Raw genomic sequence first — 26,069 nt, 5'->3', positions numbered from 1 at the left:
TTCCCTGGCCTGTGCGTCATGGCCTGTTTTTGCGGATTCCGGTGGGCTTTCGGGCTCCATCCTCCTTCGACCCTACCGGGAGAGCGCATCAGGTATCGTGCCGCCACCCCGCATCACCGCAGAGTGCATCGGACCGTTACCCTTTCGTCTCCGGAGGTCGACCGGACGCCGGTCCGCGCACCGCCCCCGGAAACGTCAAGCGGTCCGCAACACTTCCCCGCTGTCCCGCCGCGACAGGTCCCCGCGGTGCCCGGCGCGGTAGGCCCGGCCGCCCAGGATCAGGGTGTAGGCCCAGTACGCCCCGAAGAGGGCAACCCCAATGGCCATCCGCAGCCAGACGGGCAGCGGGGAGGCGGTCACGAACCCTTCCACCAGCCCCGACAGGAACAGCACGATCACCAGTCCCAGGGCCACGGTGAACAGCGAACGTCCCTCAGCGGCGACGGACGCGGCACGGGTCCGCCGGCCAGGCGACACCCAGGCCCAAAAAATCCTCAATCCGGCCGCCACGGCAATGAACACCGCGGTCAGCTCCATGAGGCCGTGCGGCAGGATGTAGGTGAAAAAGGTGTCCAACTCTCCGTAGGCAGCCATGGTGCCGCCGGCCATTCCCACGCCCATGGCGTTTTGGTACAGGACAAACGGCCCCCAGATTCCGGTAATGCCGAAGGCGACGGCCTGCAGCGCGATCCAGGCGTTGTTGGTCCACACCATTCCCGCGAAGGAAGCGGCCGGGTTTTCCGAGTAGTAGGAGACGAAGTCCTGTTCCACGTACTGCCGGATCTGGCTGTCCGAGCCCAGCGAGGCGGAGATGACTGCGGGGTTGGACGCCGTCCACGCACCGAAAAGCCAGGCCGTGAGGATGAACGCCGCCCCCACGGCGAGCGTGAGCCAGCGGACCCGGTAAAAGCCGGCCGGGAGCGCAAAGACGAAGAACGACACCAAATCCTCGAGGAAGTTCGAGCGGGCACCGGTGAACCGGGTCCGCGCCCGGGACAGCCGCATGGACAGGGCCGCGGACAGCGCGCCCTCCGGCGCCACCGACCGAACCATCGACAAATGGGCCGAGGTGCGCTGGTACAGGCGCAGCAGTTCATCGGCTTCCTCGCCGCTGAGCCGGCGGCGCGCCGCAAGGTCGTCCAGACGGCGCCAGTCCGGAGCGTGCACCGCGCTAAAGGCATCCATATCCACGGTTACACCCTAATCCACGGTTCCGCCCCAACGCTGGGTACAGTGGAGTTCCAATCACGAACTGCCGCCGGGAGGACAACGCGTGAGTTCCATCGTCACCGGCGAGGCAGTTGTCCTGGAGCTGCGCCCGGCGTCCTTCGCGGCGCGGGCCCTCAGCTCGATCATCGACGTTTTTGCCCAGCTCATCGTGCTCTTCGGAGTGCTGCTGCTGTTCGGGCAGACACTGGGCGAGTCCGTCGATCCCGCTCTCGGACGGACCCTCATCTTGACCATCGTGGTGCTGGTCATGGTGGGGGCTCCGGTTGCCGTCGAGACGCTGACCCGCGGCAAGTCGCTGGGGCGCCTCGCCATGGGGCTGCGGATAGTGCGCGACGACGGCGGAGCCGTTCGCTTCCGCCACTGCCTCATCCGGGGCATGACTGCGGTCCTCGAAATTTACCTGACCGCCGGCTCCCTGGCCTTCATCGTGGCTCTGTTCAATGAAAAGTCCAAGCGCGTCGGCGACATCATGGCCGGAACCTATGCCCTGCGGGAACGGGTCTCCGCTCCCCCGCCCGCGCAGGTCCTGATGCCGCCGTCGCTCCGCGCCTGGGCCGGACTTGCCGACATCGGACGGCTTCCGGATGCGCTGTCCCGACGGGTGTCACGCTTCCTGACGCAGAGCAGCCGGCTCTCGCCGCAGTCGCGCGCCACTCTTGCCGCCGATCTGGCAGCGGAGGTCTCGGCCTTCGTGTCGCCGCAGCCCCCGCCGGGGACGTTCGCCGAAGACTATCTCAGCGCCGTCATGGCCGAGCGCCGGAACCGCAGCTATGTGTCGATGACCCGGCAGCGCGAGCGCACTGAGCACATCGGCCAACGACTGCACCGGCTCCCGTTCGACCGGTAGCTCCATCCAGCTGCAGCGGAGCTCGATCCTGCTACTGCTTGGGCTGGCTGATCCACTCCGCCCACGGCAGGTTCCAGTCCCCGAAGCCGTCATAGACGTACATCGGCCCGTAGCCGGTGTTCAGCACCTGGACGACGTCGCCGGCGTCGAAGTTGTCGTACATGTATTTGGCGCCCTCGGGGCTCATCCCGATGCACCCGTGGGACACGTTGGACTTGCCCAGCACCGGCTGCGCGGACGGCAGCGCTTCGTGGATGAACGCGCCGCCGTTGGAGATCCGGGACGCGTTCTTGGCGGTTACCGGTTCGTAGTAGGCCTCGTCTCCCGGCTTCAGTCCCAGGGATTCCGCCTTGAACGGGATGGTTTCATGCTGGTCCATGATCACGTGGTAACCGATCGTGGAGGGCCAGTCCTCGGTGCCCAGCGTGACGGGGAAGGTGCGGGTCAGCACCCCGTCGATGTACACCCGCATCATTTTGTCCGCATTGTCGACCACGGCCAGCCGCGTGTTGTGGGTGGTGAAGCTCGCGGTTTCGTTGAAGTTGCCGATCATGCCGTTGCCGAAGTCCACGCCGAAAAGCTGCATGTCCACGGTGACGCTGCTGTTCGGCGCCCAGAAGGTCTCGGGCCGGTAGCGGACCTTGGTGTCGCTGATCCAGTAGAAGGCGCCCACCTGGCCTGATGTGGACGTGACGGTGATGGCTGCTTCGACGGCGGGCTTGTTCAGCACCGGCTCGCTGAAGCTCAGTTCGATCGGCTGTCCGGTGCCCACCGTGGACCCGGACGCCGGATACATGACGGCGTTGGCCTCGTTGGCGGTGGCCACGGTGGTGAACTGCCGGGTTTTGGTGCTGGTCTCGCCGTTGGCGTCAGCCAGCGTGTAGGTCAGCTTGTACGGCGTGTTGAACGCCAGCTTGCCGGTGGCCGTCCACACGGTGCCGCCCGCGCTGAGCTCGCCGGGAACCGGTTCGCCGCCGGCGCTCGGCGCCAGCTTGGCGGATTCAATGGTTCCCTTCTGCACGGTGATAACAGGAGCGGCCGCGGGGTTCACCTCGACGGCGTCCGCCTCCGGGGTGACAACGGCAACGGGCTCGGGTGCCGGAGGCCGGCTGGGAGTGGCCGACGGCGACGATGACGGTGACGACGCAGTGAATGACGGGAGTCCAAAGTCCTCACCGGCCCAGGAGGAGGCGGTGACCACAGCAGCGCCGCCGCCCAACACAACGACTCCGGCCACGACGGACCCAACAATCCAGCCCTTGCGCCTCTTTGTACCCTTTGCCATAACTGGTAACCAATACTTCCCGGTGCTCTCGACAGATGCGGAGCAACCATGCTCCCCCTGCGACATTTTACGTCATGCCCGGACAGCGGTGACCCCTGATGCGGCCGCGCTGCGGCCGATTCGCCGTCACGGGCAAGGACCCGGGACGGTGCGCCGCTCAGCGCACCGTCCCGGAGTTTTCTCCCGGACTAGTAGCGGTAGTGCTCGGGTTTAAAGGGACCGGCCACGTCCACGCCCAGGTACTCGGCCTGGCTCTTGGTCAGTTCGGTGAGTTCGACGCCGAGAGCATCCAGGTGCAGGCGGGCCACCTTTTCGTCCAGGACCTTGGGCAGCACGTACACCTGGTTGGCGTATCCGCCCTCATCCACTGATTTGCCGTGCTTGGTGAACAGCTCAATCTGCGCGATGGTCTGGTTCGCAAAGGAGTTGGACATGACAAACGAGGGGTGCCCTGTGGCGTTGCCCAGGTTCAGCAGGCGGCCTTCGGAGAGCACGATGATGCTGCGCTGGCTGTCAGTGCCCTCATCGAAGATCCACTCGTGCACCTGCGGTTTGATCTCGACCTTCCGGATGCCGGGGATCTTCGCGAGGCCTGCCATGTCAATCTCGTTGTCGAAGTGGCCCACATTGCCCACGATCGCCTGGTGCTTCATCCGGGCCATGTGTTCGGCCATGATGATGTCCTTGTTGCCGGTGGTGGTGATGAACATGTCGCCGGCGGCGAGCACCGATTCCAGCTTGGCCACCTGGTAGCCGTCCATGGCTGCCTGCAGTGCGCAGATGGGATCGATTTCAGTGACGATCACGCGGGCGCCCTGGCCGCGCAGCGCTTCGGCCGCACCCTTGCCGACGTCGCCGTAGCCGCAGACCACCGCCACTTTTCCGCCGATCAGCGTGTCCGTGGCGCGGTTCAGGCCGTCCGGCAGGGAATGCCGGATGCCGTACTTGTTGTCGAACTTGGACTTGGTCACCGAGTCATTGACGTTGATCGCCGGGAAGAGCAGCTGACCGTCGGCCGCGAGCTGGTAGAGCCGCAGCACCCCGGTGGTGGTCTCTTCGGTGACGCCGCGGATGCCCTTGGCGATTTCGGTCCATTTCCCCGGGTTCTCGGCCAGGGAACGGCGCAGGACGTCCAGGACAATTGTGTATTCATGGGAGTAGCCCGGGTCGCCCTCCGCGGGGCTCTCCGGCACGGCGCCTGCGGCCTCGAACTTCACTCCGTCATGCAGCAGCATGGTGGCGTCGCCGCCGTCGTCCAGGATCATGTTCGGTCCGCCGGAGCCCTCGGGCCAGGTGAGGATCTGCTGGGCGGTCCACCAGTATTCCTCGAGCGTCTCGTTCTTCCACGCAAACACCGGCACGCCCGCCGGCGCCTCGGGGGTTCCGTTGCCGACGACGACGGCGGCCGCCGCCTCGTCCTGGGTGGAGAAGATGTTGCAGGAGGCCCAGCGGACCTCGGCACCCAGCGCGGTGAGGGTCTCGATCAGCACGGCGGTCTGCACCGTCATGTGCAGGGATCCGGCGATCCGGGCGCCCTGCAGCGGCTGGCTGGGGCCGTACTCCCGGCGCAGGGCCATCAGACCGGGCATCTCGTGTTCGGCCAGGCGGATCTGGTGGCGTCCGGCTTCGGCCAGGGAGAGGTCGGCTACTTTGAAATCAAAACTCACGCGGATCCTTAGTTAGAGGTCGGAAGAATCAGTTCGAGGTGTCGGAAGAATCAGTTCGGGTCGGAAGAATCAGTCCGAGGTGGCGGGCGAATCGGACGCCGTGGCAACCGAGGGCGCCAGCAAAACCGGAATGCCCTCCTCCAAGACGTAGCGGACGCGGTGGCCGGCGGCGTCGGGGGCGGTCGAGACCAGTCCGCCGTTGTCTTCTTCGAGCGGGGAACCGGTCACGGGGCAGCGCAGGACCGCCATCAGGTCGGCAGTGAGTTTAGCCATGGATTACAGCACTTCCTTGGAGACGTCGATGCCGTGCTCGATATACGCGGCGCAGGCCCTCAGACTATCCCTTTCGGTTACCGACTTCGCGGTGTTCAGACCTCGTCGCGGAGCAAGCGCAGATGGGAACGCCGGGCACCGGGGTTCTCCGCCGGGGGTTCCAGTGCGTTCTTGCCGGCGCGTTTGGGTGCCTCGGCGTCAGGCGCCTCGGCCGCTTCCCGCACGGCATCCACGAGTGCTGAGAGATCATCGCGGCCCGGAGTGCGGGGCTGGCCGGAAAGATTCAGGCGGACCACTTCCCACCCCAGCGGAGCAGTCAGCCGGGCGGCGTGTTCTTTGCACAAATCGTAACAATGGGGTTCGGCGTACGTGGCCAGCGGTCCCAGCACCGCAGTGGAATCCGCATAAACGTACGTCAGGGTGGCTACAGCCGCCTGTCGGCACGCTGATCTTGAGCACTGTCTTAAGGAATCCACGGAGGACCACTTTACCCGCCGCAGGCCCAGGCGGCGGCAGGCTCGCCGAACGTCCGGCAGCAAAAACAGTGCCCGCGGAGCCGCTTCTGCGGCTACAGTTCTTATATGTCCACCGGACCAACTCTTAGGGTGCATCTTGGCCCCGGCGACGAGCCGGCGCCGGCCACGCCGGAGACCGACCCCGCCAAGGGCCCTGCCGAGGCCGAACCGGTCGAGGCCGAACCGGCCTGGCCCGGGCCGCCGAGGCCGTTTCGCAGCCGCCGCCGCAACCGGCACGGCCGCGGCCTGCGCGGGGAACTCATACCGGCCCATTTGGCCGGGTCGCGCACCCGATCGGAACGCTTTGATGCCTGGGTCCTGGAATCCGCGCAGCGCCTGGAACGGCTGTGGGGCGAAAGCATCCAGACCTACCAGTTCGTCGTCCAGGACATACCTCCCGGGCTCGAGGAACTGGCCGCATCGGGCGGGCATCTTCCCTTCGGCACCGGCACTCCCGCGTCGGGTCCCCGGCCCGCGGTGATTACTGTGTACCGCCATCCGGTGGAGTCCGCGGCGCGCGGCCTGGTGCCCGTCAGCGAACTGATTCACGACGTCGTAGTGGAACAGCTGGCCACCCTGATGGGGATGGATCCCGAGACCGTCGATCCCACCTACGGACGGTTCCGCCCGCTGTGATCAGGCCGCCGGCAGGCAGCCCCGGTCAGTAGCCCAGTCCGACCGGAACGCTCAGCCCGCCGATGTTTCCCTTCGGCAGCGGCAGCACGGAGACGCCGGGTCCCTCAGCTGTGGTGAGGACCTGGGCGCCGTAGACCGCGTCCCCGGTGGTGCTGATCAGCACGGCGGCGAGGTTGGACCCCACCTCGGCCGCCGGCAGGCTGACCGTGGTTCCCCCGGCGACGGTGACGACCCGGTCCTCCTTGAGGCCGCCGTCGGCTCCGACTCCGGTCAGGCGCACTTCAGCGGCACCGGCCGGAGCGGCAAAGGTGAGCACAGAACTGCTGTGAGGCGGCATGACCGCAAGGTGCTCGCTGCCCAGCCGCTCCCCGGACGGTGCGACGGCGATGTCGACAGGCGCGTTGGGCTCTCCCCCGCGGCTGGAGGACACGCCGGCCACCACGGCCACATCGGCGGTGACCTCCACCGTGTAGGTTCCTTCGGCCAGGGCGTCCAGGGGCAGCTGGCCGACGCTGCCGGCGGCAACGGTGAACACGCCGCCGCCGGGGATTGGCAGCTCGCCGCGGGGGCCGAGCACCTTCACCGAGACCACGGCGTTCGTGCTGCCGGGAACGGCCACCTGCACGGCGGGCGTCACGAAGTCGTAGCCGCGCTGAGCGGCCACTTTCTTGGTGGCAGCCGGCTTCTGGACCCGGACACCGGTGATCACCTGCTGCGGCGAGGCAGCCGCGGCCGGCTGAATCAGCTCCACGCCGCCCGGCGTCAGGCCGCGCAGGATGCTCTGCTGCACCAGGGCGGTGACCGGCCCGCCGGAACTGCGCACCCGCACGGCCACAGCCGGTTCGTTTGCCGCCAGACCCGCCAGGACGATGGATTTCGTGGCGCCCGGCGGAATCAGGATTCCCCGAGTGCCTGTCCCCTCGGCGCGTCCCTTCGCGCCGTAAACGTCCAGGTCAACGGTGGCGGCGCTCTCCGAAGGATTCGTCAGCCGCAGCACGGCAGTCGCCCCCACCGTGGTGCGCGCGCCGGTGATCCACATGTCGTTGCCCGGCGCCTGGCAGTTTGCCGCGGCGAGACCGGCGAGGTCTCCGTCCGCAGCGGTGAAGCTGACCACGGCATTGGCCGTGGCCTGCAGGGTGCCCGTCGGCTCGGCGCTCAGCACCGACACCTCGGAGACATCGAGGCTGCTGACGATGCCGGCGCTGCGCACCCCGGCCAGGGGCGCGGCGGCATCCGGAGCGTCGTCGGCGATGGTCTTCAGGTCGGTGCCGTCAGCGCGCAGCAGGGAGGACACGGGCACCGGGTTGCCCGGTCCGCTGAGCACCGCGGCGCTGAGCGAGGTCCGGGCGGACGCCGACACGGGGCTGAACTCCGGATCGGTTCCGGCCACGTCGCCGGACAGTAGCCGCAGGGGCTCCGGGCAGACGGCGGTCAGCGGTCCGGCCGGCACTTCGGCCGCGGCAACATCAACGCTCCGGCCGGCCTTTCCGGAGTCCGCGACCACTGAACCGGCCACCACGGCAGAGGCTGCGGCAAGGACCAGAAGGCCGGCAGCCGCCGACGCGGCCCGCTGCCGCCGCCGCTGGCGTCGGGACCGGGTTTCCGCCCGGCCGGCCTCCGGCTCGCTCTGCTGCGCAGCCGTTGCGTCGTGCGCAGCCGTTTCACCGTCCGTGGCCGCGGCGCCGGCAGGGGCCTGCTGCCCGCTGGCCTTTTTGCCGGAGTTCTTACGGCTCATCAGCGCATTCCTTCCGTCGCGCCGGATACTCCGGAGGCGCTGACTCTGTCGTTCTGCTTTGGCCGGGTGCGTCCCGGGGCCGGTCCGTCGTCGGAGGCCGGCGATGCCGCACCCGTGCCGCCGGCCGCCGTCGCCGGCTCCCGGGCGGCAGCTGAACTGCCGGCGGTTTCCCCGTCGGGGAGGGCGTTGTCCGGCTCGCTGCGGCGCGGACCCTGCCGGCCCGGCAGCCGGACCGGGCCGGTGCGGGACCGTGTCGGCAGTGCCAGCAGCACGGTCAGGGCGATGATGAGCACCTGCAGGGCGCCGGTCCAGGGTTCCCAGACGGTGGTGTAGCCGAGTTCCAGCTCTCCGCCCTCGGCGGGCAGTTCGAAGGCCTGAGCCCAACCGTCGGTTGTCGCGGGCAGCTCTGCACCGTTCAGCCTCGCCTGCCATCCGGGGTTGGCGCGTTCGGCGAGCACCAGTTGCCGGCCTTCGCCGCCGGCCGGGATGGAGGTCCGGACGCTGGTGCGCTCGGACGGAACGACTGTTTCCACGGCGCCGTCGGCGGCCAGGATGCGGACCCTTCCGGTCTGCTCCGAGAGGACTTCGGTGCCCTGCTCGTCGAGCTGCCCGACAACCCGCCACAGCCAGCCGGAGCCGGTCTGCCCCACGGGGGCCAACCCGGGAACCGAGTCCATCCTGCCGGCCAGGAGTTCCGCCGAGGTGTCGGACTGCTGCAGGACAACGTAGCCGACCCCGAGACGGGACAGTTCCCCGCGCGGATCCACGCCGGTTCCGGCTGTGATGACGGCGACGGCGCGGCGCAGGTCGGCGGCGGCGTCGTCGTCGTCGGCAAGCTGCTCGGCGTTGACCGGTCCGGTAATCGACCGGGCGGCGTAAATGGCCGACAGTCCGTCCAGGGTGGTGCCGCCGTTGCCCATCAAGGCAGCCGTGACGTCGTCGTTGGCGTCGGTGCGCAGCAGCAGGGTCCGGGTGCGCTCTGCGCTGCTGCCCTTGTCCGCAGCGGTGGCGGGCAGCGTGCGTTCCGCCGCCGGTGCCACCAGGGAGGCGGCGCCGTGCACGCCGTTCGTTCCGTCGCCAGCGGCAGTGCCGGTGGCCAGCGGAACACTCCACAGGGCCAGGCTCGCCGCCGGGCCCAGCGCCAGCAGGACCCCCAGCAGCACGGCGATCGGGCGACCGGACCGGCGGGTGCGTCCCGGGCTGCCGGTGCGTCCGGGCCGTGCCGGCGTTCGAGGCCGCGTCAACAGGGCATCGCAGGCCAGCAGTGCGGCGCACAGCTGCAGGAACACCGCTGCCGACACCAACGGTGCCGGGAAGGGCGTCACGAGGGCGTCAGGAGCGGCTCCGGTCGCGACGAAGGCCGAGAACCAGCTCACAAGAAGTGCCAGAATGCTCAGGATCCAGGCCAGCCGGGCAGGCGCGGCTCGGGCGCCAAGGAACAGGGCGGCAGCGGAAAGCGCCACGACGGGAGCGCCGATGATGAGCGCCAGCACCAGGGGCCAGGGCCCGGCGGGCAGGAATCCTGCCAGCGGCAGGCTTCCGGTGACGTCGAAGGCCGTGGGAAAGCCCAGAAGCTGCTGCCACAGCGCAGCGGGATCGAAGGCCAGGGGCACCCCGGGGTCCGCGGCCAGGGCACGCGGCCGGTTCAGCGTGGAGAGCACCACCGGGAGCAGCATCGCTGCGGCCGGCAGCAGTGACCACCACAGCGTCCGCGCCCGGCGGCGCAACCGCAGGGACAGCAGCAGGACGGCCGCTGCGGCCAGCACAAACAGCGTGGGCGCAGCGGCCGTGAGAACTGCCAGCAGCAAGCCCGCGGCGGCAGCCGCAGCCCAGCTGGGCGCACCGTCGGTGCGCGGTGCCAGGCCGCGGGGTGCACCCGCACGGCTTCGTTCGGTCTCCGCCGGCAGCTCTGCCGGCCGCCCGCCGCCCACGGCGCGCAGCATGGCCAGGACGAACAGCGGCAGCAGGATGTGCGCGATCAGGGCGCCGAGCCGGCCCTCGCCCAGCGCGGCCTGCAGTGCCGGTGCGGCACCCCAGAACACGGCGGCCCAGAAACGCAGCCCGCGGTGCCGGGTCAGTGCGCCGGCGGCAAACCAGGCGCTGAGCCCGGCCAGCGGCATGGCCGTCAGCATCAGGGCGACAACGGCAGCGTTGGTATGACCGAGTCCGGCGGTACCGAGCAGCCACAGCACGTAATCGAACGGATCTCCGTGGCCGGGATAGCCGGAGCCCAGCTCGATCCACCAGCCCGAGGCGTTGGACCAGATCTCCCCCAGGCTGCCGGACACGGGCAGCAGCGCCCCGCCGGCCAGCGCCGGCGCACCGATAAAGCGGTGCAGGGCGATCAGCGACGCGGCGAGCAGCAGCAGCACGGCGGCGACGGCGCCGGCCCCCACCCAGGCCCGGGAGGGGGCGGCCAGGGAGGAAAAATCGTTGTTGGAATCGCCGCTGGGCTCGGAGGCGCCGGCATCCAGGCTGGCGCCCAGGAGCCCCGCACTGTCGGCGGCCGCGGCCGGCGTCGCAAGGCCGGATGCGTCGGCCGAAGCAGCTGCCGGTTCGGCTTCAAAAAGCGACCGGCGGTGTTCGCGGACTTCGCGCATGCCGGTGATCAGGGCATTGACCGCGCTGCGCGGACGGGTCCGGGTGGCAGCAGCGGCGCGGCGGGAACGGAAGAGGTCCACCGGCCGCAGCACGCCGCCGATGCTCGCGGTCAGCGACGCCAGCGCGTAGCCGGGATCCTTGGCGAGCATCCCCAGGAACAGCCGGCCAAAACCGCCCAGCACGGCGCCAACCATCAGGAACGGCAGCTGCCACAGCGGAGCATGCTTGAGGCGGAGGAAAATTTCGGCCCGGCGGAAGGCACGGGCGCTGGCGGCAGTGTTCGGCCTGCTGCCGGCATGGCGCACCTTCGCCGCCGGCACGACGACGACGCGGTGTCCGGCGAGCCGGTTGCGCCAGCACAGGTCCACGTCGTCGCCGGTGCCGGGCAGGGCGGGGTCAAAACCGCCCAGGGCTTCCCAGGCGTCCCGGCGCACGAGCATGCCGGCGGAGTTCACGGCGAAAATGTCGCTGCGGGCGTCGTACTGGCCCTGGTCCAGCTCGTCGGCGTCAATCAGGGTGACGCGTTCAGCCCACCGGCTGATCGACACGCCAACGTCCACGAGCAGCCGCTCGTTTTCCCACTCAACCTGCTTGGCGCCGGCAATGGTCACCGAGGGTGCCCGCTCGACGGCGAGGAGCAGCTCGTGCAGCGCCTGCGGGGCGGGGGCTGAGTCGTCGTGAAGCAGCCAGAGCCAGTCAACGATTCCGTCTGAGGGCTCGGTTGCGGGTTCAGCCAGCGCGTCCAGCTCGGCCAGACCTGCCCGGACGGCGGCGCCGAATCCGGTTTTCGGCGGTGCCGTGACGACGGGGCTCCCGGCGGGGAGGCCCTGCTGCAGCAGCGCGGCGGAGTTGTCGGTGGAGCCGGCGTCGACGCCGACGCAAAGGTCAGGGGGCCGGGTTTGTCCGGCCAGCGCGGTGAGTGTTTCCGGAAGGTACTGTGCGCCGTTGTGGGCAACGACAACGGCGCAAATGCGAACGTGCGAAGGAATTAGACTGCCTGCTTCCGGAGCCGGCGGCGTTCCCGCTCCGACAGCCCGCCCCAGATGCCGAACCGCTCATCATTGGCGAGGGCGTACTCCAGGCACTGTGAGCGCACGTTGCAGGCGGCGCAGACCTTCTTGGCATCGCGGGTGGAGCCGCCCTTTTCCGGAAAGAAGGCCTCGGGGTCGGTCTGGGCGCACAGGGCGTCGGCCTGCCAGCCGAGCTCGCCGTCGTCGTAGTCGTCGCTGAGCCCGGGCAGTCCGATCCACACGGGCCGGCTGTCCTTCTCGGCGGGAGCCGGGAACAGGGCGACGGGCGGATCGAGGAGCTCTTCTTCCACGGTGTCCGGGGCGAGGGCTTCGTGGGCGGCCAGGAAGGCAGTGGCCTGGTCTTCCAGTCCGGCGGCGTCCCGGCGGTAGCGCTCAGCGGCACCCGGGTCCGCGGGGTCCACGTACCAGTCCACGGGCACGCCCCGGGAGCCGTAGCTGGCGGATGCCTGCGCGGCAATGGACCGATCGTGCGTGTATTCTGCCTGCCCCATGGAAGACCTCCCGGTGTTATTGTCCCTGCAGCGGATCTTTGAGCCCTGCCAGGCACAATCAGCCTGCTTGGAATTCATCTTGGTGGTGGATTGCTGGAACAAATCCGATACCTAATTACACGCGTGTAATACGATGCCGTCAAGCTGTTTCGGCATCCTATAGAGTCGAGACCTCAGAAGCCGGGCACGCCACGCCCGGATTTCAGCCCGCTTCACCGGCGCGTCGCAGTTGCATCACCGGATTTATTTCTTCGGCCGGCGGCTGCCCGCCGGGCCGTCCGCGCTCTCGCCACCGACGGCCGCCTCCCGCTTTCACAGGAAAGAGACCCCGCATGTCCGCAAGGATCACCGTTCCCACCCTACTGTCCACCCTGCGCACCAAGCAGGCGACCTCCCCCGCGCTCATTTGGTACGGACCCGGATCGGAACGGATTGAGCTCTCCGGAAAGGTGCTGGACAACTGGGTCGCCAAGACATCGAACCTTTTGGTTGACGAGCTCGACGCCGAACCGGGGATCCGGATCCGTCTCGACCTTCCGGCGCACTGGAAAACCCTGGTCTGGGCGCTGGCTGCCTGGCAGACCGGCTGCACGGTCCTGGTCGGCGATGCTCCGGCAGACGGCATCTCGGCGCCGGACGTTACGGTGACCGCCTCACAGGCCGCCCTGGACACGGTTGAGGGAACCGTGGTGGCGGTGGCCCAGGGGGCGCTGGAACTTCGCTGGACGGGAGGGCTTCCCGCTGCCGCCGTCGACTACGCCGCCGAGGTCCGCAGCTATGCTGACACCTACGTGCCGGGCGACGAGGCGGAGGAGAGCTACACCGCGCTGCACAGCACGCTGGGGCAGGGCCTGACCCTCACCTACGCCCAGCTGGCGGAAGCGGCCGACGGCGGGCAGCAGCAGACGCTGCTGGTTCCGACCGCAGCGGAGCTGCCGGCCGTGCTGACGGCGGCGCTGCGCACCTGGGCCGCGGGCGGCACCGTGGTGCTCGCGTCAGATGAAGTGCAGGTCACGGAGCGGCTGCTGGCCGCCGAGAAAATTACTGCCCGGCTGGAGGCGTAGGCTCCGCTTCGAAACTGGACCGGCCGGCACCGGGGTTCGGCAGGCCGGCCTTCGGTTCCCGGGCGCGGCCCGGCTTGCGGGTGGTCTTTTCGTCCAGGAGATCGTAGTCGCCCTGGAAACCCGGCTCCTCGTCGAGCTCGGCGTTGAAGACCCAGAACCGGTAGGCAAAGAAGCGCAGGATGGTGGCCACGCCGATTCCCAGGATGCCGGCGAACCCGAGCATCTTGGCGTCGGTGATGCCCAGCGGATACTGGGCGACCCAGGTGAAACCGCTCGAGATGACGATGCCCACGCCGTTAATGATGAGGAACAGGATCAGTTCCCGCGTGACGTTGTTCTGGCGGCGGCGGCGGAAGGTCCAGAAGCGGTTGGCCACCCAGGAGAAGAGCGTGGCCGTCAGTGCGCTGATGATGCGGGCCTTGGTGGCGCTGCCTTCCAGGGGTCCGTGGAAGAGGATCCACCACAGTCCGTTGTCCACGATGAAGGCGAAAGCTCCAACGGTGCCGAACTTTGCGAGTTCCCGCCAGAACAGCGAGGCCAGCCCTCTAATGCGCGCAGACAGTGATGAAAACATGATCCTCCGAGGCCGTTGGTGCGCCGCCGGCCGGAATTGCCGAAGCTGGACACAGTACCCGCCGCTAGGAAACGCGGACGGTAAGGGCACAATATTACCCCCGGATCGTGGGAGTTACCTGAGCGCACAGCCCGGAGGCGTCTGCACAAAAGGGGTTTACGGTCTCTTTTCGGTAACCTGATCTTGTGAGCTTTCCTATAATTGGCGTCGTCGGCGGTGGCCAGCTGGCCCGAATGATGGCCCCGGCTGCAGTAGCCCTCGGTTTTGAACTTCGAGTCCTGGCCGAGGGACCCGACGTTTCCGCGGTGCCCGCCGTGGCCTCCGCAACGGTCGGTGACTACACCGACCTGGCAACCCTCTCCGCCTTCGCCCGCGGCGTCGACGTGCTGACCTTTGACCACGAACACGTTCCGGGCGAACATCTGCGGTCCCTCACCGGCGCCGGGGTCAACGTGCAGCCGACGCCCGACGCGCTGGTCCATGCCCAGGACAAACTCGTGATGCGTGCGGCAGTTGACCGCCTGGGCCTTCCCAATCCGCGCTGGGCCGCGGTCTCGGGGATCGACGACCTGGTGGACTTCGGCAAATCCGCGGGCTGGCCGGTGGTCCTCAAGACGCCGCGCGGAGGCTACGACGGCAAGGGCGTGCGGATCATCAACGACGCCGCGGAAGCCGCCGGCGCGGCGGACTGGTTTACCGGAGAACCGCTCCTGGCCGAAGAGAAGGTTCCCTTTTCCCGGGAACTCTCGGCATTGGTCGCCCGGACACCGGACGGCAGCGCGCTCCCCTGGCCCGTGGTCCACTCGATCCAGGTGGACGGCGTCTGCGACGAGGTCATTGCCCCGGCCCAGGAGCTGGACCCGGCCGTGGCATCGGCCGCGCAGGACGCCGCCCTGCGCATTGCAGCGGAACTGGGCGTCACCGGCGTCATGGCCGTGGAGCTCTTCGAAACGCCGGGACGCGGCGCCGGGTTCCTGATCAACGAACTGGCCATGCGGCCGCACAACTCCGGGCACTGGACCATGGACGGGTCGGTGACCGGCCAGTTTGAACAGCACCTGCGGGCCGTCCTGGGCCTTCCGCTGGGTGCCACCGATGTCCTGGGCGGCGTCGTCGTCATGAAGAACTATCTGGGCGGTGCCAACACTGATCTGTTCAGCGGCTATGCTCAGGCACTGGCCGCCGAGCCGGCGGCCAAAATCCACAGCTACGGCAAGTCGGTCCGGCCGGGCCGCAAGATCGGGCACGTCAATGTGGTGGGCCGCAGCGCTGCGGACCTGCCGCGGGTGCGGCGAAGCGCCGAACACGCCGCTGCCATCCTCCGCGACGGCCGCGATTCCCAGAAGGAGAACTCATGAGAACCCGTGACACCCCCCTGGTCGGACTCGTCATGGGTTCGGACTCCGACTGGCCCGTCATGGACGCGGCTGCCGCGGCCCTGGCCGAGTTCAACATTCCCTACGAGGCCGACGTCGTGTCCGCCCACCGGATGCCGACCGAAATGATCGAGTACGGCCAGCAGGCCCACCGCCGCGGGCTGCGGGTGATCATCGCCGGGGCCGGCGGCGCCGCGCACCTGCCCGGCATGCTGGCAGCGGTGACTCCGCTGCCGGTCATCGGCGTGCCGGTGCCGCTGAAGTACCTCGACGGCATCGATTCTCTGCTGTCGATCGTGCAGATGCCCGCCGGCGTGCCGGTGGCGACCGTTTCCATCGGCGGCGCCCGGAACGCGGGCCTGCTGGCCGTGCGGATGCTGGCCGCCGGCACCGATCCGCTGGCCGCCCAGCTGCAGCAGCAGCTGCTCGAGTTTTCCTCCGGGCTGCGCCAGAGCGCCCTGGCCAAGGGTGCCAAGCTGCGCACCTCCGTCACGGTCACCGACTAGGACCGCCATGGACCAGGGGAACGGAAACAACGACGCCGGGATGCTCACCGATCCGGTGCGCAATCCGCAGTCAGCGCCGTCCGGAGCGCGCACCAAACGAGCCTTCATCCTGCTGCTGCTCACGCTGGTGCTGCCCGGCTCGGCCCAGGTGGTCGCCGGAAGCCGCAAGCTGGGCCGCCGCGCCCTGCAGGTGACGTTCACGGTCTGGGCCTTCGTCCTGGCCGGCCTCGTTCTCGCGCTGACCAACCGGGCGCTGCTGGTGAACATTGTCACCAACGGCTGGGCCTCCTTCGTCCTCATGGTTGTCCTGGTGCTGCTGGCCGTGGGCTGGGCCCTGCTGTTCCTCAATACGCTGCGCATCATCCGGCCGCCGCTGCTGGAGCGCCGCATGCGCCCGCTTGTCGCCGGCCTGCTGGCTGTCCTGATGATCGGCACCAGCGGCGGCCTGGCCTACGGCGCGTACATGCTCAACGTCGGCCGCGGCGCCGTCGGCAGCATCTTCGCGTCAGGACCGTCACTCGATCCCGTGGACGGGCGGTACAACTTCATGCTGATGGGCGGAGATGCCGGCGAGGACCGCACCGGCCTGCGCCCGGACAGCATGTCGGTGATCAGCGTTGACGCCAAGACCGGCGAGTCCATTACCTTCAGCCTTCCCCGCAATTTCCAGAACGCCCCCTTCCCCGCTGATTCCCCGCTGGCCGAGGTGTACCCCGACGGCTACAACTGCGGCGACGAGTGCATCCTGAACAGCCTCTACCAGACGGTCATGGAGAACCATCCGGACCTGTACCCGGAGTCCACCGACCCCGGAGCCGAAGCCATGATGGATGCCGCATCCGGCATCCTCGGGCTGGAGGTCCAGTCCTACGTGATCGTGGACATGGAGGGGTTCTCCAAGCTGATTGACGCCATGGGCGGCATCACCATCAACGCCGGCGGCTGGGTGCCCATCACCGCCGGTGAAATTCCCGGCACCAACCGGCACTACCCGCCGGACGGCTGGATCGCCCCGGGCACCCAGAAGATGGACGGATACACCGCCCTCTGGTACGCCAGGTCCCGTGAGTTCGCGACCGACTATCACCGGATCGCCCGCCAGCAGTGCGTCCAGCAGGCCATGGTGGCCCAGCTGGATCCCGCCACCCTCCTGACCCGGTTCCAGGCCATCGCCTCGGCCGGCGAGCAGATCGTCAAGACCGACATTCCGCAGGACCAGCTCGGCAGCTTCCTTGATCTGGCGCTGAAGGCCAAGGACGAGCCGATGGAGCGGCTGACCATCGGTCCGCCGGACTTCGGCACCGCGGCCGACAACTTCGTGACCTACCCGGACTTCGACCAAATCCATGCCCGGGTCGCGGAGAGAATCGCCGCGCAGGGAGAAGAAGCCGCCGAACCGCCCGCCGAGGCACCTGCCGCGGATCCCGGGGCGGACCCGGGGGCGGACCCGGCACCCGAGGCGGCCCCGGAGGCCGCGCCGGAGGCCGGCAGCAGCACTGGCATTGGCACCGAAACCGGGCCGGTGGAGCAGGCCCCGGCCGCTCCCGAGCAGCCGGAAGTCACCGAGGAATACCTGCAGTACCTTGCCGAAATCCAGGACGACGCGACGCTGGGTGAGCTGCTGAACAACAACGGCGACTGCAGCCCGGGGTAACCTCCATCGGAGAACCGCAACCAACACCTTTGAAAAGAGAGCCATGTACCTGCTGAACAACACGCTTCGGCCCTACGCCTGGGGCTCGTTCACGGCCATGGCGGAACTTTTCGGCAGGGAGCCCTCGGGCCAGCCCGAAGCCGAGCTGTGGATCGGCGCCCACCCGGGGGCGCCGTCGGCCTTGGTGCCGCCGGTGCCGGAAGCTGACACGCTGGACCAGCTGATCGCGGCCGATCCCCACCAGATGCTCGGCCGCGAAACCACCGAGGCCTACGGGAACGTGCTGCCGTTCCTCGCCAAGGTCCTGGCCGCGGGCACGCCGCTGTCCCTGCAGGTGCATCCCACCCAGGAGCAGGCGCGGGCCGGGTTCGCCGCCGAGGAGGCCGCCGGCCTGGACCGGGGCGCACCGGACCGCAATTACAGGGACCGGAACCACAAGCCGGAAATGATTTTCGCGCTGACCCCGTTCGAGGTGCTCTGCGGTTTCCGTGAGCCGGACGACGCGGCGCAGATCTTCCGGACCGCCGCGCGGGCTGTGCAGGCACAAGGCGCAGAGGTTCCGGACCTGCTGTCCTGGGCGGTGAACGAGCTGTCCAGCGGGCATGATGCCGCGGCCCGGCTGCAGAGTGTCTTCCGCACGCTGATCAACGACGGCGAGGAGGTTCGGGACGCCGTCCGGCGCACCGCTGCGGCGCTGGCCGAGACCGGTGCCGAAGACCTGGCGCCGTACGCCAAGGAACTCGCCACCGCCGTGGACCTGAACGCGTATTACCCGGAGGACCCGGGCGTGCTGCTGTCCCTGCTGCTCAACCGGGCGTCGCTGCAGCCCGGCGAGGCGCTGTACCTGCCGGCGGGCAACGTTCACGCGTACCTTAGCGGCCTCGGCATCGAGGTCATGGCGTCCTCGGACAACGTCCTGCGCGGCGGGCTGACCCCCAAGCACGTTGACGTGGCAGAGCTGCTGAAGACCGTCGATTTCCGGCCGCTGGGCGTTCCGCTGCTGGCGGCCGAACACACGCAGATGGGACAGGAGCTCTATCGTCCGCCGTTCGCCGAATTTCAGCTGCAGCGGATCGAGCTGGAGCAGCGGGCGCAGGACTTCGGGGAGGGATACTCCCCCGCCGCGTCGATGTCAGGTTCCGACGTTTCGGTCCTGCAGAACGGTCCCACCGTCGTGATCGTGGTGCGCGGGACCGTGGTCCTGGATTCGCCCAAGGGCGACCTGGTGCTCGAGACCGGGCAGAGCGCGTTCATCCCGGCCGCCGAGGCGCCGGTCATTGCCAAGCTCTCCGCGCATTCCGCACAGCACGACGACGGCGCCCTCGCCTTCGCGGTGACTGTCGGCTCTGCCGATGCCCAGGGAACGGACCCCGCCGAGCCCCGGCTGGCCATCTGAGCCGGTGGCCATCACGACCGAAACCCTGGCCGGAAACATCCGGGTCCGGCTGCTCCGGCGATCCGACGCCGAACTTCTGGCGGCAGCCTATGAACTCAACAGGGAGCATCTGGCGCCGTGGGAGCCGGAGCGGGCCGCGGAGTTCTTTACCGCGGCCGGGCAGCACGCCGTCATCGAAGCCAAGCTGGCTCTGCACGAGGCCGGTTCCGAGGTTCCGTGGGTTCTGCTCAGCGGCGGCAGCATCATTGGCTGCGTCACGCTGACGGGCATTGTCCGCGGCCCCTTTTTGAGCTGCCACCTCGGCTACTGGATCGGCCGCTCGTTCAACGGCCGGGGTTTGGCGTCGGCTGCGGCGGCCTTTGCGGTGGAAGCCGCCGGCCGGGATCTGCGGCTGCACCGGGTGCAGGCCGCCACCCTGAAGCACAATGCTGCGTCGCAGAAGGTGCTGGCGCGGTCCGGCTTCGAGGAGATCGGCCTGGCGCCCCGCTACCTGAAGATCGCGGGATCCTGGCAGGACCATGCCCTCTACCAGCGGGTGCTGTACTGATCGGCAGCACCCGCCGGCCGACGGCGGCCCGGTACGGCTAGCGGCGGATCTTGGCCTGTGCTGCAGCCGCCAGCCCGCGCAGCTTCCGCAGTCCGTTCTTCGCCAGCGGCAGCGCCGTCGTGAAGACCGGATAAAGGGGTGAGAGCGGTTTGTCCCAGGTTCCGGCGAGCTGGTTCTCGTGCTTCGCCCACCCCATCTTGAACTTGGAAACGCCGTCGTTCAGGAGGCCGTTGAAGTCGTAGCGGACAATGCCGCGCTCCTTCATCTCCCGGATCGCCAGCCACTTCAGCGCGTAGTTCGCCCGCAGGTGCTCGCCCTCCTCGGTCATGCCGCCGTAGAGCTCAAACGAGGTGTACCCGCTGGTGGAGAGCCACAGGAAGGCCACGACATCGTCGCCGCTGAAGGCCGCGTAGACCGGCGAGTCCTCGCCCAGGTTGTCGAAGATATCCAGGTAGTAGCCGTCTTCGTGGATGCCGAACCCGGCCCGCTCCGCCGTCTGCTTGTACACGGCCAGGCACTTCGGCAGTTCCGCGCGCGTGACCCGCCGGTAGTCCAGCTCCTCGCGGCCGGACTTGCGGATGTACTGCCGGTGCTTCTTGGACATCTCGGCGAGCAGCTCATCTTCGGTCCGGGACAGGTCCAGGATCAGTGTGCGGCCGATCAGGATGGTGTTTTCCGAGGGCCGGAACCCGGCAGCGGGCAGGCCGGCGGCGATGTCGCCGTCGGCGTCCCAATCCGGCTCGATGCTCAGGGCCACGGGCGAGTGGGCGCCCTTGACGTACTCGCTGACGGCATCGAGGATTTCGAGTTCACGGCCGGGAACCGACTGCGGCCCGCGCGGAATGTAGGCGAGCGCCTTGAACGGGAACGGCAGCCGGCGCAGCAGCACCTGGGCGGCGCCGACCACCTTGCCGCCGTCGTCCTGCACCAGCAGGCGCTCAACGCTCCAGTTGTGCTCGGCCTTGGTCTTGCCCCAGCCCCACAACTGCTGAGGATGTCCGTTGAAACCGTTGACGGTTTCGTTCCAGCGGGCGGAATCGGAACAGGGTGTAACGCGCAATGTCATGCCTTCCAGCCTACCGGGGGTTGCCGGACGCACCCGCGCGCCCCTGCAGTGGTCCCGCCCACTTGCTACGCTCAGCTATGACCACTTCATCCCCCGGCACCCGCCCCGCGGTTCCCGGCGCCCGAGGATCGGACCTGCCCCGGCAGCTGACAGTCACCGTCTGCTTCATCGTCTGCCTGGTGGGATCCATGATCGGTGTGGGGGTGTTCGGCGGCACTCCCATCGCCCAGGCCGCGGGCGGCGCACTGAACGCCGACGCCACCTACCTCGCCCCGGCCAGCGGTGCGTTCTCCATCTGGTCCGTCATCTACACCGGTCTCGGCGCCTACACCCTCTGGCAGTGGCTGCCTTCGGAGCGCACCTCGGAACGCCAGCGGTCCCTGGGCTGGCTGGTCGCCGCGTCGCTGCTCCTCAACGCCGGCTGGATCCTGAGCGTCCAGGCCGGCTGGGTCGGGTTCAGTGTCCTGGTCATCGTGGCCCTGCTCGCGGTTCTCGCCGTCTGCTTTGCCCGCTACTCGCGGACGCCGGCCCGCAACTGGATCGAGGCGGTCGTGGTCGACGGAACCCTGGGCCTGTACCTGGGCTGGGTTTCCGTTGCCACCTGCGCCAACATTGCCGCCGCACTGAGCGACGCCGGGTGGAACGGCTTCGGGCTTGCCCCGGAGGTTTGGTCCATCACGGTCCTGGCCGTGGTCGCGGCGCTGGGCGTGGCCCTTGCCGCCTACGGCCGCGGACGGCTGGCTCCGGCAGCAGCGCTGGCCTGGGGCCTGTCCTGGATCGCCGTGTCACGGCTTAACGGCGAGCTGCCCTCCAGCGGCACGGCATTCGCAGCCGTTGCAGCCGCCGTCGTCGTCGCCCTCGCCGCCGTCGTCTACCGGTTCATCGGGCGCAACCGGATCCCGGCCGCAGCCACCGCCCGCCGGTAAACCGGGCGCACGCAACGCGCCCGCCCTTCCCCGCCGCCCCGCACCCGCCGCATATCCAGCCACTCCTCCGGGAGACCACCATGCCGTCCATCCCGGAATCTCTCGTGCAGATAACGCACTCCGCACGGCTCCGCCCGAATCTCTCGTGCAGATAACGCACTCCGCACGGTCGTTCTCACCAGTTAGAGGACCTGATCTGCACGAGAGATTTCTCCGTGCTGCATTATCTGCACGAAGGATCCGGTGTCCGGCCGGCCGCTTACGTTCGTCGCTGCCCTCGCACTACTTCCAAGCGGCACCGAGAGTGCAGGTCTGCCGGGTTTCAGCCAACAACCCGCACCGAAAGTGCAGCTGTGGCGGGCACCACGCACGTTTTCCCGCCATAGCTGCACACTCGAACTGCCGCTTCATCCGCAACCCGCCATAGCTGCACACTCGAGGAGACATCCCCGCGAGGCAGCAAAAAACCCCGGACCCGACAACGTCGGTTCCGGGGTTTTCGCCTACCTCAAGGCGGGCCCCAAGGCGGGCTACGAGGCGGGCTACAGGCTTTACTTCAGGCGGGCGTAGGACTCCCACTTGTGCGACTGGTGCTCGCCGTCGACCACGCGGATGGTTCCGGACTTGGAACGCATCACGATGGACTGCGTCAGCACGCGGTCCTTGGAGTAGCGCACGCCGCGGACCAGGTCGCCGTCGGTGATGCCGGTGGCGGCGAAGTAGCAGTTGTCGCTGGTGACCAGGTCGTTGGTGGACATCACGCGGTCCAGGTCGTGGCCGGCGTCGATCGCCTTCTGCTTTTCCTCGTCCGAGGTCGGCCACAGGCGGCCCTGGATGACGCCGCCGAGGGTCTTGATGGCGCAGGCGGTGATGATGCCTTCCGGCGTGCCGCCGATGCCCATCAGGGCGTCGACGTCGGTTCCCTCGCGGGCGGCAGCGATGCCGCCGGCAACGTCGCCGTCCATCAGCATGCGGGTGCGGGCACCGGCGTCGCGGATTTCCTGCACCAGCGGCTTGTGGCGGTCCCGGTCCAGGATCATCACGTTGAGCTGGTTGATCTTCTTGCCCTTGGCCTTGGCGATCAGGTGCAGGTTCTGCTTGACCGGCAGGCGCAGGTCCACCATGTCGGCGGCCTCGGGGCCGGTGATCAGCTTCTCCATGTAGAACACGGCGGAGGGATCGAACATGGTGCCGCGTTCGGCCACGGCCAGCACGGCCACGGCGTTGTTGAGGCCCAGCGCGGTCAGCCGGGTGCCGTCAATCGGGTCCACGGCGACGTCGCACAGGGCGCCGGTGCCGTCACCGACGTACTCGCCGTTGTAAAGCATGGGGGCTTCGTCTTTTTCGCCCTCGCCGATGACCACGACACCGTTGAAGTGGACGGTGGAAATCAGTGAACGCATGGCGTCGACGGCGGCACCGTCTGCCGCGTTCTTGTCGCCGAAACCGACCCAGTGGCCTCCGGCAATGGCTGCCGCCTCCGTCACCCGGACGAGTTCAAGCGCCAGGTTCCGGTCCGGCTCGTCGTCGCCGACTGCCAGGGCGGGGGAAAGTGTTGAGTACTGAGCGCCTTTGGACACGTCTAACCTCATCTTCGAAATTTCGCTGTGAACCGCTTGTCGAAAACCCACAAACGGCTGATCCTTGTTCCGATCATAGTCTCCGTGGCCTGCGCCACCACCAACGAAACCCTATTCGCCTGCACGAACAATGGTCCAAGTAGGAGTTGGGCGGGCGGATGGGCGATCATTGAAGGGTGAGTGAGCAGCAGCAGGACCCAGAGACGCCCGTAACCCCAGTACTGACCGGCAAGCAGGCCAAACGTGCCAACGCAACAGTGATCGGGATGCTGCTGGCCACCGGCGCTACGCTGCTGCTGGTCCTGGTTCCGGTACTGCTGAACCCGACTCCCAAAGCCACCACCCGCAATGTGGATGTGCAGCAGATTTCCGTCCAGGCCGCGGCCGACGCCGGGTACGCACCGCTGGCGCCTGAGCTGCCGGAGGGCTGGAGCTCCAATTACGCCCGCTGGGAAGCGACCAGCAGCAGCGGAGTCCCCGTGTGGGAAGTGGGCTATGTCACTCCGAATTCCGACTTTATTCGTCTTTCCGAGACCAATGCCGGCAATCCGACGTGGATAGCCCAGGCCTCCGGGGATTCGATGGTTGCCGGTGAACGCGTCGCCGGCGGCCAGACCTGGGAGCTGCGCGACTCCACCGACGGCGAAGCCAGCATGGTCTTGGAACATGAGGGGCTCACCGTCGTCCTCACCGGCGAAGCGGACCTCGCCGAATTCGACGTCCTCGCCGAAGCAGTGGTTCTCGACCTGGACAAAACACCGGCGCCGTAGCGAATAGCCGCCGGCGGCGGCCCGGGGTTTAGGCTAAGAGGCGTGAATGAACTTCCCGCTCCAGCAATCACTCCGGCCCAGGCTTGGCAGACCCTGCGCGAAGGCAATGCCCGCTTTGTCGCCGGAGAGTCCTCGCATCCCAACCAGGACGCCAACAGGCGCAGCTCCCTGGTCCATGAGCAGAATCCGTTCGCAGTGATCTTCGGCTGTTCCGACTCGCGTCTGGCCGCCGAGATCATCTTCGACCTCGGGCTCGGCGACGCCTTCGTGATCCGGACCGCAGGGCAGGTGATTGACGACGCCGTCCTCGGCTCCCTGGAGTACAGCATCGCCAAGCTCGGCGTGCCCCTGATCGTGGTCCTGGGCCATGACAGCTGCGGCGCCGTGACCGAGGCCAAGCGCACGGTCGAGACCGGAGAGATGCCCGGCGGGCACCTGCGCAACCTCGTTGAGCGCATCACGCCGTCGGTCCTCGCCGCCCAGCGCAACGGGCTGACCGAGGTCAACGACATGGTGGTGGAACACACCAAGCAGACCGCCGAACGCCTCGTGGAAAGCTCCCAGGTCATTTCCACGGCCGTGGAGGAAGGGCGCACCGCCGTCGTCGGCGTTTCCTACCGGCTGGCCGAAGGCGCAGCGGACCTGGTGTCCGGCTTCGGCGCCGTGGTCCACCCCGCCGTGCTGCGTTCGCACCGCTAGCCGCACGTTCCGGCGGTTCCTCCGTGCTTTCCGGAGGGACCGCCGGCCCTCAGGCCGGGTGCGCACCCGACCTCCCGTGACGGCGCGGTTTCTGCCCCGGCGCTGCGGATACTAGGCTTGGGACCATGACTTCTGACACTCCTGAATTCCGCATCGAACATGACACCATGGGCGAGGTCCGCGTTCCGGTCAACGCCCTGTACCGTGCCCAGACCCAGCGCGCCGTGGAGAACTTCCCAATCTCCGGCAAGCCGCTGGACAGCGCGCACATCGAGGCGCTGGCCCGGATCAAGAAGGCAGCTGCCACCGCGAACGCCGAGTTGGGAGTGCTCGACGCCGAGCGCGCCCGGGCGATCGAAAAGGCCGCCGACATGGTGGCCGGCGGTTCCCTCGACGACCAGTTCCCGATTGACGTGTTCCAGACCGGCTCCGGCACCTCCTCGAACATGAACACCAACGAGGTTCTGGCCGAGCTGGCCACCCGCGCGTTGAAGGACACCGGCAGCGACACCACCGTTCACCCGAACGACCACGTCAACGCCTCGCAGTCTTCCAACGACGTGTTCCCGACCTCGGTTCACGTGGCAGCCACGTCTGCCCTGATCAACAACCTGATCCCCGCCCTGGACCACCTGGCGCTTTCGCTCGAGCGCAAGGCTGTGGAATTCAAGGACGTCGTGAAGTCCGGCCGCACCCACCTGATGGACGCCACTCCGGTAACCATGGGCCAGGAATTCGGCGGCTACGCAGCCCAGGTCCGCTACGGCATCGAGCGCGTGCAGGCTTCCCTGCCGCGCGTGGCCGAAGTTCCCCTCGGCGGCACCGCCGTCGGCACTGGCATCAACACCCCCGCCGGCTTCCCGCAGCGCGTGATCGAACTGCTGGCTGCCGACACCGGCCTGCCGCTGACCGAAGCGCGCGACCACTTCGAGGCACAGGCCAACCGCGATGCCCTCGTTGAGGTCTCCGGCATGCTGCGCACGATCGCCGTCTCCTTCTCCAAAATCGCCAACGACCTGCGCTGGATGGGTTCAGGCCCCAACACCGGCCTGGGCGAAATCGCCATCCCCGACCTGCAGCCGGGCTCCTCGATCATGCCGGGCAAGGTCAACCCCGTCATCTCCGAGGCCGTGATGCAGGTTGCCGCACAGGTGGTGGGCAACGACGCCGCCATCGCCTGGGCGGGCACCTTCGGCTACTTCGAACTCAACGTGGGCATCCCCGTCATCGCCTCGAACCTGCTCGAATCCATCCGCCTGCTCTCCAACTCCTCACGGATCATGGCGGACAAGATGATCGACGGCATCGAAGCCAACGTGGAGCGCACGCGCTACCTGGCCGAGGCGTCGCCGTCCATCGTGACCCCGCTGAACAAGTTCATCGGTTACGAGAACGCCGCCAAGATCGCCAAGTACGCGGTCAAGGAAGGCAAGACCATCCGCCAGGCCGTCGAGGAACTCGGCTACGTCGAGCGCGGCGAACTGACCGTGGAGCAGCTGGACACGGCCCTCGATGTGCTGTCCATGACGAAGCCTCCGCAGGCCTAGCTTTCAACACCCCCGGAAGGGGGGGGGGGGGGGGGGGGGGGGGGGGGGCGCGG

Annotated in this window: 23 protein-coding genes; 12 read left to right on the top strand and 11 right to left on the bottom strand. The window is 68.2% G+C overall.

The features are described from left to right. Nucleotides 1–195: 195 nt before the first annotated feature. A complete protein-coding gene (locus QNN99_RS14030) occupies nt 196–1,191 on the bottom strand; it encodes a stage II sporulation protein M (RefSeq protein ID WP_229967171.1) in 996 nt (331 codons plus the stop codon). Between the two features lie 82 nt (nt 1,192–1,273). Here QNN99_RS14030 and QNN99_RS14025 point away from each other — a divergent pair, with 82 nt between their 5' ends. Further along, nucleotides 1,274–2,077 (top strand): RDD family protein, encoded by an 804-nt coding sequence (locus QNN99_RS14025; RefSeq protein WP_229967169.1) that lies wholly within the window; start codon nt 1,274–1,276, stop codon nt 2,075–2,077. Nucleotides 2,078–2,108: 31 nt separating this feature from the next. Here the strand turns inward: QNN99_RS14025 and QNN99_RS14020 are convergent, their stop codons facing one another. The 4 genes from QNN99_RS14020 to QNN99_RS14005 form a co-directional block, all read right to left on the bottom strand. Beyond that, nucleotides 2,109–3,362: a L,D-transpeptidase gene (locus tag QNN99_RS14020; protein WP_229967167.1), complete on the bottom strand. Its 1,254-nt coding sequence runs from the start codon at nt 3,360–3,362 to the stop codon at nt 2,109–2,111. Between the two features lie 188 nt (nt 3,363–3,550). Continuing rightward, nucleotides 3,551–5,029 carry an adenosylhomocysteinase gene (gene ahcY / locus QNN99_RS14015; protein ID WP_229967166.1) on the bottom strand — a complete coding sequence of 493 codons (1,479 nt, stop codon included), beginning with the start codon at nt 5,027–5,029 and terminating at the stop codon, nt 3,551–3,553. Nucleotides 5,030–5,098: 69 nt separating this feature from the next. Then, nucleotides 5,099–5,302, bottom strand: a complete 204-nt coding sequence (locus QNN99_RS14010) for a Trm112 family protein (RefSeq protein WP_229967164.1) — start codon at nt 5,300–5,302, stop codon at nt 5,099–5,101. A 95-nt stretch (nt 5,303–5,397) separates the two neighbouring features. Then, nucleotides 5,398–5,778: a DUF3499 domain-containing protein gene (locus QNN99_RS14005; protein ID WP_229967162.1), complete on the bottom strand. Its 381-nt coding sequence runs from the start codon at nt 5,776–5,778 to the stop codon at nt 5,398–5,400. Nucleotides 5,779–5,883: 105 nt separating this feature from the next. Here QNN99_RS14005 and QNN99_RS14000 point away from each other — a divergent pair, with 105 nt between their 5' ends. Continuing rightward, complete coding sequence (locus QNN99_RS14000; RefSeq protein ID WP_229967160.1) at nt 5,884–6,453, top strand: metallopeptidase family protein; 570 nt, start codon at nt 5,884–5,886, stop codon at nt 6,451–6,453. Between the two features lie 25 nt (nt 6,454–6,478). Here the strand turns inward: QNN99_RS14000 and QNN99_RS13995 are convergent, their stop codons facing one another. The 3 genes from QNN99_RS13995 to QNN99_RS13985 are packed head-to-tail and all read right to left on the bottom strand — an operon-like array spanning nt 6,479 to nt 12,311. Beyond that, nucleotides 6,479–8,188: a DUF5719 family protein gene (locus tag QNN99_RS13995; protein ID WP_229967158.1), complete on the bottom strand. Its 1,710-nt coding sequence runs from the start codon at nt 8,186–8,188 to the stop codon at nt 6,479–6,481. After that, nucleotides 8,188–11,760, bottom strand: coding sequence for a glycosyltransferase family 2 protein (locus QNN99_RS13990; RefSeq protein WP_229967551.1), 3,573 nt, complete (start codon nt 11,758–11,760; stop codon nt 8,188–8,190). The genes QNN99_RS13995 and QNN99_RS13990 overlap by 1 nt, the downstream gene beginning before the upstream one ends. Before the next feature lie 17 nt (nt 11,761–11,777). Next, on the bottom strand, nt 11,778–12,311 hold the full coding sequence (locus tag QNN99_RS13985; RefSeq protein ID WP_229967156.1) for a WhiB family transcriptional regulator: 534 nt from the start codon (nt 12,309–12,311) through the stop codon (nt 11,778–11,780). 332 nt (nt 12,312–12,643) lie between these two features. Between QNN99_RS13985 and QNN99_RS13980 the strand changes: the two genes are divergently transcribed. Continuing rightward, complete coding sequence (locus QNN99_RS13980; RefSeq protein ID WP_229967154.1) at nt 12,644–13,375, top strand: TIGR03089 family protein; 732 nt, start codon at nt 12,644–12,646, stop codon at nt 13,373–13,375. On the opposite strand, the gene QNN99_RS13975 is transcribed toward QNN99_RS13980, so the two are convergent. Next, nucleotides 13,353–13,949 (bottom strand): GtrA family protein, encoded by a 597-nt coding sequence (locus QNN99_RS13975; RefSeq protein ID WP_229967152.1) that lies wholly within the window; start codon nt 13,947–13,949, stop codon nt 13,353–13,355. The two genes, QNN99_RS13980 and QNN99_RS13975, sit on opposite strands and share 23 nt — an antisense overlap. Before the next feature lie 233 nt (nt 13,950–14,182). Here QNN99_RS13975 and QNN99_RS13970 point away from each other — a divergent pair, with 233 nt between their 5' ends. The 5 genes from QNN99_RS13970 to QNN99_RS13950 are packed head-to-tail and all read left to right on the top strand — an operon-like array spanning nt 14,183 to nt 19,428. Further along, nucleotides 14,183–15,307 carry a 5-(carboxyamino)imidazole ribonucleotide synthase gene (locus QNN99_RS13970; RefSeq protein WP_229967549.1) on the top strand — a complete coding sequence of 375 codons (1,125 nt, stop codon included), beginning with the start codon at nt 14,183–14,185 and terminating at the stop codon, nt 15,305–15,307. Further along, entirely contained in the window at nt 15,304–15,831 is a 528-nt protein-coding gene (gene purE, locus QNN99_RS13965; protein WP_229967150.1) for a 5-(carboxyamino)imidazole ribonucleotide mutase, read from the top strand. The genes QNN99_RS13970 and purE overlap by 4 nt, the downstream gene beginning before the upstream one ends. Nucleotides 15,832–15,838: 7 nt before the next feature. Further along, nucleotides 15,839–17,485 carry an LCP family protein gene (locus QNN99_RS13960; protein WP_229967148.1) on the top strand — a complete coding sequence of 549 codons (1,647 nt, stop codon included), beginning with the start codon at nt 15,839–15,841 and terminating at the stop codon, nt 17,483–17,485. Between the two features lie 43 nt (nt 17,486–17,528). Next, nucleotides 17,529–18,881: a mannose-6-phosphate isomerase, class I gene (manA, locus tag QNN99_RS13955; protein ID WP_229967146.1), complete on the top strand. Its 1,353-nt coding sequence runs from the start codon at nt 17,529–17,531 to the stop codon at nt 18,879–18,881. 10 nt (nt 18,882–18,891) lie between these two features. Next, nucleotides 18,892–19,428, top strand: coding sequence for a GNAT family N-acetyltransferase (locus tag QNN99_RS13950; protein WP_442860536.1), 537 nt, complete (start codon nt 18,892–18,894; stop codon nt 19,426–19,428). 37 nt (nt 19,429–19,465) lie between these two features. Here the strand turns inward: QNN99_RS13950 and QNN99_RS13945 are convergent, their stop codons facing one another. Beyond that, nucleotides 19,466–20,494, bottom strand: a complete 1,029-nt coding sequence (locus QNN99_RS13945; RefSeq protein WP_229967142.1) for a lipid II:glycine glycyltransferase FemX — start codon at nt 20,492–20,494, stop codon at nt 19,466–19,468. A gap of 77 nt (nt 20,495–20,571) precedes the next feature. On the opposite strand from QNN99_RS13945, the gene QNN99_RS13940 reads away from it, so the two are divergent. Then, nucleotides 20,572–21,420, top strand: coding sequence for a TspO/MBR family protein (locus tag QNN99_RS13940; RefSeq protein ID WP_229967140.1), 849 nt, complete (start codon nt 20,572–20,574; stop codon nt 21,418–21,420). A gap of 551 nt (nt 21,421–21,971) precedes the next feature. On the opposite strand, the gene glpX is transcribed toward QNN99_RS13940, so the two are convergent. Next, on the bottom strand, nt 21,972–23,012 hold the full coding sequence (glpX, locus tag QNN99_RS13935) for a class II fructose-bisphosphatase (protein ID WP_227891445.1): 1,041 nt from the start codon (nt 23,010–23,012) through the stop codon (nt 21,972–21,974). Nucleotides 23,013–23,176: 164 nt separating this feature from the next. Here glpX and QNN99_RS13930 point away from each other — a divergent pair, with 164 nt between their 5' ends. From QNN99_RS13930 to QNN99_RS13920, 3 genes are all read left to right on the top strand, one after another. Next, nucleotides 23,177–23,770, top strand: a complete 594-nt coding sequence (locus QNN99_RS13930; RefSeq protein ID WP_229967138.1) for a DUF4245 domain-containing protein — start codon at nt 23,177–23,179, stop codon at nt 23,768–23,770. 42 nt (nt 23,771–23,812) lie between these two features. Next, nucleotides 23,813–24,469, top strand: a complete 657-nt coding sequence (locus QNN99_RS13925) for a carbonic anhydrase (RefSeq protein WP_229967137.1) — start codon at nt 23,813–23,815, stop codon at nt 24,467–24,469. Between the two features lie 125 nt (nt 24,470–24,594). Next, nucleotides 24,595–26,016 carry a class II fumarate hydratase gene (locus QNN99_RS13920; RefSeq protein ID WP_229967135.1) on the top strand — a complete coding sequence of 474 codons (1,422 nt, stop codon included), beginning with the start codon at nt 24,595–24,597 and terminating at the stop codon, nt 26,014–26,016. Nucleotides 26,017–26,069 lie beyond the last annotated feature (53 nt).

Origin of the sequence: Arthrobacter sp. zg.Y820 (assembly GCF_030125555.1) — a bacterium.
Taxonomy (GTDB): Bacteria; Actinomycetota; Actinomycetes; order Actinomycetales; family Micrococcaceae; genus Arthrobacter_B.
Note: the sequence above shows the minus strand (reverse complement) of the source record. Positions and strands in the feature narration are given on the sequence as shown.